The organism is Primorskyibacter flagellatus, from assembly GCF_900176485.1.
In the GTDB taxonomy this organism is placed as follows: Bacteria; Pseudomonadota; Alphaproteobacteria; order Rhodobacterales; family Rhodobacteraceae; genus Primorskyibacter; species Primorskyibacter flagellatus.
On record NZ_FWYD01000021.1, the window covers coordinates 56031 to 62480 of the forward strand.

Genomic DNA, 6450 nt, shown 5'->3' on the forward strand with positions numbered 1-6450 from the left:
GGTTGACCGGTAGGCGCGCGAAACAGACCTGAGAGGTGGAAAATGGCGACGAATTCTGGCGGCGACAGCAAGAACACACTCTACTGCTCCTTCTGCGGCAAAAGTCAGCACGAGGTGCGCAAGCTGATCGCCGGCCCCACGGTGTTCATTTGCGATGAATGCGTAGAACTGTGCATGGATATCATCCGCGAAGAAACCAAGGGTGCCGGGCTGAAATCATCCGAAGGCGTCCCAACACCGCGCGAGATTTGCGATGTGCTGGACGACTATGTGATCGGTCAGGCGGTGGCGAAGCGTGTATTGTCGGTGGCCGTGCACAATCACTACAAGCGACTTAACCATTCTGCAAAGTCGTCGGATATCGAACTGGCAAAGTCCAACATCCTGCTGATCGGGCCAACCGGCTGCGGCAAGACGTTGCTGGCGCAAACGCTGGCGCGCATCCTGGACGTGCCTTTCACGATGGCCGACGCCACGACTCTGACAGAGGCAGGCTATGTCGGCGAGGATGTGGAAAACATCATTCTCAAGCTGTTGCAGTCCTCTGAATACAATGTCGAGCGGGCGCAGCGCGGCATCGTCTATATCGACGAGGTCGACAAGATCACGCGCAAATCGGAAAACCCCTCGATCACCCGCGACGTCTCGGGCGAGGGGGTGCAGCAAGCCCTGTTGAAGCTGATGGAAGGCACGGTTGCCTCCGTTCCGCCGCAAGGGGGCCGCAAGCATCCGCAGCAGGAATTCCTGCAAGTGGACACGACCAACATCCTGTTCATCTGCGGCGGCGCTTTCGCGGGTCTTGACCGCATCATCGCGCAGCGCGGCAAGGGCTCTGCCATGGGCTTTGGTGCTGACGTGCGCGACAATGACGACCGAGGCGTGGGCGAGGTGTTCAAGGAACTCGAACCCGAGGATCTGCTGAAATTCGGTCTGATTCCGGAATTTGTCGGCCGTCTGCCGGTAATCGCCACGCTGGAAGATCTTGACGAAGATGCGCTGGTCACCATCCTGACATTGCCCAAGAACGCGTTGGTCAAGCAGTATCAGCGCCTGTTCGAGATCGAAGGCGCGAAGCTGAACTTCACCGACGAAGCGCTTTCCGCAATCGCCAAGCGCGCCATTGCACGCAAGACAGGCGCGCGCGGTTTGCGGTCGATCCTGGAGGACATCCTGCTCGACACCATGTTCGACCTGCCGGGTCTGGAAGGTATCGAAGAGGTGGTCGTGAACGAAGAAGCCGTGAATTCTGATGCCACGCCGCTGATGATCTATGCCGATAAGAAGAAAGAAGGTACCAGCGCGGGCTGATTGCTCGCGATGGGATATTGATACGGGGCGGTGCGGGACGGCACCGCCCTTTTCTGTTCAGCGGAGAAGAAAGCATGATCCGGCGCATTCATTCAGGCGGCCCTTTCGAGGAGAAGATCGGCTATTGTCGCGCGGTCGTGGTCGACGGTTGGGTCTATGTCTCGGGCACCGTCGGGCAGGGCGATACGGTCATTGCTCAATGCCGCAGCGCGCTGGACGTGATCGGCAAGGCCCTGAAGGAGGCCGGGGCGGGGTTCGATGATGTGGTCAGAGTTCACTATTACCTGCCTGACGTCTCGGAGTTCGAAGCCTGCTGGCCGGTCCTGTCGGAAACCTTTGGCGCGCATCCCCCGGCAGCCACGATGATCCAGGCAGCGTTGATCGATCCAAAGTTCCGGATCGAGATTGAAGTCACTGCCAAACTGCCCTGACCTGCCGGAGTTTGCGCAGATGCAGGCTTGGCGCTGGACCTCTGGCGTCGTTTGGTTCATATGGGAAAGGAATTGTGCGGAGACATCCATGGGCATTCTGAACTCCCTTCTGCGTAGCGTGACCTGGTGGAACGGCCAGACCCTGAACACTCAGTTCTACACTTGGCGATATGGCCAAAAGGTAGGCGAAGATGAGCAGGGCAACATCTTCTATCAGACAAAGGACGGCAAGCGCCGCTGGGTCATTTTCAACGGCGAGGCTGAGGCAAGCCGCGTCAATGCCGATTGGCACGGCTGGCTGCACCATACTTTCAAAGATGCGCCCACTGAAAGCCCGCTGCCCCAGCAATCATGGCAAAAACCGCATCGCGAAAACCTGACGGGCACTGCGTTGGCCTATGCACCGTCCGGGTCGATCCGTCGCACGAACCCTGCGGATCGCAGCGATTACGAGGCCTGGACGCCGGAATAGCCACATGTCCGAGAATACCACCGAAGTTCTGGTTGGCGGCGCGGTTCTCGCGGTTGCTGTGGGGTTTGCGTTTTACGCGGCTCAGGCGACGGGGCTCTCTGCGTCAAATTCCGGTTATCCGCTGACAGCCAGCTTTCGTTCGCTGGAAGGTGTCAGCGTTGGCACCGATGTGCGGTTGGCGGGCGTGAAGGTTGGCACGGTCACCGATGTCGCCCTTAACGCCGACACCTATCGGGCAGAGACCACCGTCGCTATCCGCGACGGCATCCGAATCCCCGATGACAGTGCTATCGTGATCTCTTCCGAAGGGTTGCTTGGCGGCAATTTTGTGGAAATTTCTCCCGGTGGCTCGCCATTCTACTATGCTGAGGGCGACGAGATACTTGACACACAAGGGGCGGTCAGCCTGATCTCGCTTCTGATGAAATACGTCGGATCTGGCGGGGGCGCGGAATGATTCGTGCCGCCATGCTGTGCTTGCTGATTGCCAGCCCGGCTGCGGCGCAGGAGGCCGTTGTGCGCGCGCCAGGTGCGGTTTTGCGTGGCTTGGACAAGGTGTCTGGCGCAGTCAGTGATCTGGACATGCGCAATGGCGAACGTGGCGGCTTGGGCCGATTGACCATCACATTACGAGAATGTCGCTATCCGGCGGGAGACCCGGCAGGAAACGCCTATGCTTTTCTCGACATCGTGGAAGAGGGCCGTCAGGATCCGGTATTCTCTGGCTGGATGATCGCGTCTGCACCTGCACTGAATCCCCTGGACCACGCGCGCTATGACGTCTGGGTGCTGCGCTGCAAGACTTCCTGACCTGATCGAGGAAGCGCCGGAGCCGTGAAAACGGCTTTTCCTTCCAGCGCATTTTTCAGTTGAGCACGGTAATTCTGTCTCGAAATTTCTTTTGCACCCAAGGATGCCAGATGTGATGTCAGGAATTGCACGTCAAAAAGGGTGAAACCGGCGCGGTTGAGCCGATCGACCAACCAGGCGAGCGCCACTTTCGATGCATCCGTGCGGCGCGAGAACATGCTCTCTCCGCAAAAGGCGCGGCCCAGGCTCAGGCCGTAAACGCCGCCCGATAACACGCCATCTTGCCAGACTTCCAGCGAATGGGCATCGCCACGCGCATGCAAATCCAGGCAAGTCTGTCGAATTTGCGCGTTTATCCATGTTTCGGCCCTGTCCGCGCAAGCGTCAAGAACGTCAGTAAAAGCCGCGTTCACGGTGACAGTGTAGTCGTCACGTCTTAGCCGACGCGCCAGTGACCGGGAAATTCGGAAGCCATCCAGTGGCATGACGCCGCGCCGCCGCGGATCGACCCAGAAAACGTCCGGGTCGTCGCGATGTTCGGCCATTGGGAAGATTCCGCTACGGTATCCTTGCATGACCAGATCCGCGCTCAGGGGCATAGGCTCAGCCATTGTGGATTATCCGCTGGTCAGGGTGCGACCAGAGCCTTCTCCAACCACTTTTCCAGCCAATGGATATTGTAGTTGCCTGTGTGAATGTCGGGTTCCTGCAATAATTCGCTGAAAAGAGGAACAGTTGTGTCGACGCCATCCACGATCAACTCTCCCAGCGCGCGGTTCAGGCGCGCCAAGGCTTCTGGCCGGTCTCGTCCGTGTACGATCAGCTTGCCGATCAAGCTGTCGTAGTAAGGTGGAATCCGGTAGCCGTCATAAAGTGCGGAATCCATGCGCACGCCGTATCCACCTGGCGCGTGGTATTGCGTGATCCTTCCGGGAGATGGCGAGAAGTTCGGCAACTTCTCGGCGTTGATTCGGACCTCGATGGCGTGGCCGTTGATCTTTAGGTCGTCCTGCGCGAAGGACAGCGGCAGGCCCGCAGCGACGCGGATTTGTTCTCTCACCAGATCGACGCCGAAAATGGCTTCTGTCACCGGATGTTCGACCTGAAGCCGCGTGTTCATCTCGATGAAGTAAAATTCGCCGTTTTCGTACAGAAATTCCACCGTACCGGCACCGGCATAGTTGATTTTGGCCACGGCATCCGCGCAGGTGCGGCCGATCGCCGCGCGTTCTTCCGGGGATATTGTGGGGCCGGGCGCTTCTTCAAAAACCTTCTGGTGGCGGCGTTGCAGGGAGCAATCACGCTCGCCAAGGTGAACCGCCTTGCCCTTGCCATCGCCAAAGACCTGGATTTCGATATGACGGGGGGTGGTCAGGTATTTTTCGATATAGACTTCATCATTGCCAAAAGCTGCTTTGCCTTCGGCGCGGGCCGAGTGAAAGGCGCGCTCCATTTCGGATGCATTGCGCGCAACTTTCATGCCGCGCCCACCACCGCCTGCCGTTGCCTTGATGATAACCGGATAGCCGATTTCTTCCCCGATGCGTTGCGCCGATTCCAGGTCCGGAACGCCGCCTTCAGAGCCGGGCACACATGGCACGCCAAGCGCTCGCATCGTATCCTTGGCAGCGATTTTGTCGCCCATCACATTGATGTGTTCTGATGTCGGACCGATAAATGTCAGCCCGTGTTCCTCGACGACCTGCACAAAGCGGGCATTTTCCGACAGGAAACCGTAACCGGGATGAATCGCCTGCGCGCCCGTTACTTCGCAGGCCGAGATAATCGCAGGGATGGACAGATAGCTTTCAGTGCCCGGAGGTGGACCGATGCAGATGGTCTCATCCGCCATGCGCACATGCATCGCGTCACTGTCGGCGGTGGAATGGACTGCGACTGAAGCGATGCCCATCTCACGGCAGGCACGGATGACACGCAGGGCAATTTCGCCTCGATTGGCGATCAGGATCTTGTCGAACATGGTTCGCCCTTATTCCAAAATCACAAGCGGAGCACCGTATTCAACTGGCGCGCCATCCTCAACCAGGATGCGTTTGATTGTGCCAGCGCGTGGGGCCGGGATGTGGTTCATTGTTTTCATCGCTTCAACGATCAAAAGCGTATCGCCTTCAGTGACTTGCTGGCCAACAGAGATAAACGGCGGCGAGCCGGGTTCGGCCTGCATGTATACCGTGCCGACCATTGGTGAGGACACCGCGCCGGGATGTGCAGCCGGGTCATCAGTAGCCGCAGCCGGAGCCGAGAGCGACGCCGCAGCGCTTGCGGCAGGGGCGGGGGCCGCAGCAGGTGCCGCGGCGACTGGCGCTGCCTGCATCATGCGACTGACACGAACATTCAGACAGTCTGAGTCTCCGTATTCCCGCTTAACCTGCAACTCTGTCAGATCGTTTTCGCGCAACAGGGCTGCGAGCGCCTCGATAAACGCTACATCTGCATCGTGGTTGTTATTTGTCATCTGTTCCTCGACCGGTTCATGATCTCGCGCGGGTCTGCGCGGGGCCTGCGCCTATGGCTGTACGCCTTATAGGCGAAGCATCGGGCCATGAAAAGCGACGCTCTGCAACTCGGTCGAAGGCGTTGCAGCCGAACATACCAAAAGTCGGTTCTAGCGGGCCAGCTCCAGGCGCAGGTCGTGCCTGGTGAGAGGAGCAGTTTCTTTAAGATGCCATCGTTGTTGGGCTGCTCCCAAAGGGTTTTGAGCGAGAGCATCCGCTGACATGGTCGGGATCACGAAGCCGTCCGTCATAGTCATTGCCGGGTCGGTTGTATTGTAGGAGAACGAGATCGGTCTCTCATCGAGCGGGTTGGAAGCGGGGCTGTCGGCGCTTCCTTCATCGACGCGCCGGTTCGGTGTGTTCGCGGCTGTTTCTTCGGCGCCGTCACGCAGTAGCCTGGCTTCCTCTTGTTCTTTCAGCAGCGCTAGTATCTTGAGCTGCAAAACAGAGGGTGGCGCGGCATGCGGCTGTTCTGTCCCGTTTGTTAAACCCTTGGCACTGATGACGGGTACTGCATCACCTTTTATGGAAATATGTCGCCCGCTTGAATTGTCGTGGTCCGGTCCTGTTTTCGGCACCTTCAGTGGCTGGGCGGAGATCGCCGGGACAATATATTGAGTTACGCCGATGATCGACATGATTCGGCTCCTGTTTTGAGCGGCGGACATCGCGTCTTTACCAAAACTACACCATTAATAACGAAACCGAAAATTGAAACGTTGGTGATGCTTAACAAAACGTTAGGTATGCGGCGCAGCGTAAGCAACGCCGCCCCGGAAGGGCGGCATTGCTTGTTTGCAAAGGCATGGAAATCTCAGCGGTTCATTCTGTTATCGATGAGGTCGTTGACGACGGTTGGGTCTGCGAGGGTTGATGTGTCGCCGAGGGATCCGTAGTCGTTTTCGGCGATTTT

The 6450-nt window shown here is 58.2% G+C and carries 9 protein-coding genes; 5 read left to right on the forward strand and 4 right to left on the reverse strand.

The window, feature by feature from the left end; all coding sequences use genetic code 11:
* The first annotated feature begins 42 nt into the window (after nt 1-42).
* From clpX to B8991_RS17565, 5 genes are all read left to right on the forward strand, one after another.
* Entirely contained in the window at nt 43-1308 is a 1266-nt protein-coding gene (gene clpX, locus B8991_RS17545; RefSeq protein WP_084354227.1) for an ATP-dependent Clp protease ATP-binding subunit ClpX, read from the forward strand.
* A gap of 74 nt (nt 1309-1382) precedes the next feature.
* Entirely contained in the window at nt 1383-1739 is a 357-nt protein-coding gene (locus B8991_RS17550; RefSeq protein WP_084354229.1) for a RidA family protein, read from the forward strand.
* Between the two features lie 88 nt (nt 1740-1827).
* Entirely contained in the window at nt 1828-2211 is a 384-nt protein-coding gene (locus tag B8991_RS17555) for an NADH:ubiquinone oxidoreductase subunit NDUFA12 (RefSeq protein WP_084354231.1), read from the forward strand.
* Nucleotides 2212-2215: 4 nt separating this feature from the next.
* Nucleotides 2216-2668: an outer membrane lipid asymmetry maintenance protein MlaD gene (mlaD, locus tag B8991_RS17560; RefSeq protein WP_084354233.1), complete on the forward strand. Its 453-nt coding sequence runs from the start codon at nt 2216-2218 to the stop codon at nt 2666-2668.
* Nucleotides 2665-3021, forward strand: a complete 357-nt coding sequence (locus B8991_RS17565) for a DUF2155 domain-containing protein (protein WP_084354235.1) — start codon at nt 2665-2667, stop codon at nt 3019-3021. Before mlaD ends, B8991_RS17565 begins: the two co-directional genes overlap by 4 nt.
* Here the strand turns inward: B8991_RS17565 and aat are convergent.
* The 4 genes from aat to B8991_RS17585 form a co-directional block, all read right to left on the reverse strand.
* Nucleotides 2985-3620, reverse strand: a complete 636-nt coding sequence (aat, locus tag B8991_RS17570; protein ID WP_084354237.1) for a leucyl/phenylalanyl-tRNA--protein transferase — start codon at nt 3618-3620, stop codon at nt 2985-2987. The two genes, B8991_RS17565 and aat, sit on opposite strands and share 37 nt — an antisense overlap.
* 29 nt (nt 3621-3649) lie before the next feature.
* Nucleotides 3650-5002, reverse strand: a complete 1353-nt coding sequence (gene accC, locus B8991_RS17575; RefSeq protein ID WP_084354239.1) for an acetyl-CoA carboxylase biotin carboxylase subunit — start codon at nt 5000-5002, stop codon at nt 3650-3652.
* Between the two features lie 9 nt (nt 5003-5011).
* Nucleotides 5012-5497 (reverse strand): acetyl-CoA carboxylase biotin carboxyl carrier protein, encoded by a 486-nt coding sequence (gene accB / locus B8991_RS17580; protein ID WP_084354241.1) that lies wholly within the window; start codon nt 5495-5497, stop codon nt 5012-5014.
* A gap of 150 nt (nt 5498-5647) precedes the next feature.
* Nucleotides 5648-6175, reverse strand: coding sequence for a hypothetical protein (locus B8991_RS17585; RefSeq protein WP_084354243.1), 528 nt, complete (start codon nt 6173-6175; stop codon nt 5648-5650).
* Nucleotides 6176-6450: the final 275 nt, after the last annotated feature.

Bases quoted from the DNA above. Each gene is read 5' to 3' on its own strand.
- clpX (WP_084354227.1), top strand. From the start codon at position 43: ATGGCGACGAATTCTGGCGGCGACAGCAAGAACACACTCTACTGCTCC.
- B8991_RS17550 (WP_084354229.1), top strand. From the start codon at position 1,383: ATGATCCGGCGCATTCATTCAGGCGGCCCTTTCGAGGAGAAGATCGGC.
- B8991_RS17555 (WP_084354231.1), top strand. From the start codon at position 1,828: ATGGGCATTCTGAACTCCCTTCTGCGTAGCGTGACCTGGTGGAACGGC.
- mlaD (WP_084354233.1), top strand. From the start codon at position 2,216: ATGTCCGAGAATACCACCGAAGTTCTGGTTGGCGGCGCGGTTCTCGCG.
- B8991_RS17565 (WP_084354235.1), top strand. From the start codon at position 2,665: ATGATTCGTGCCGCCATGCTGTGCTTGCTGATTGCCAGCCCGGCTGCG.
- aat (WP_084354237.1), bottom strand. From the start codon at position 3,620: ATGCCCCTGAGCGCGGATCTGGTCATGCAAGGATACCGTAGCGGAATC.
- accC (WP_084354239.1), bottom strand. From the start codon at position 5,002: ATGTTCGACAAGATCCTGATCGCCAATCGAGGCGAAATTGCCCTGCGT.
- accB (WP_084354241.1), bottom strand. From the start codon at position 5,497: ATGACAAATAACAACCACGATGCAGATGTAGCGTTTATCGAGGCGCTC.
- B8991_RS17585 (WP_084354243.1), bottom strand. From the start codon at position 6,175: ATGTCGATCATCGGCGTAACTCAATATATTGTCCCGGCGATCTCCGCC.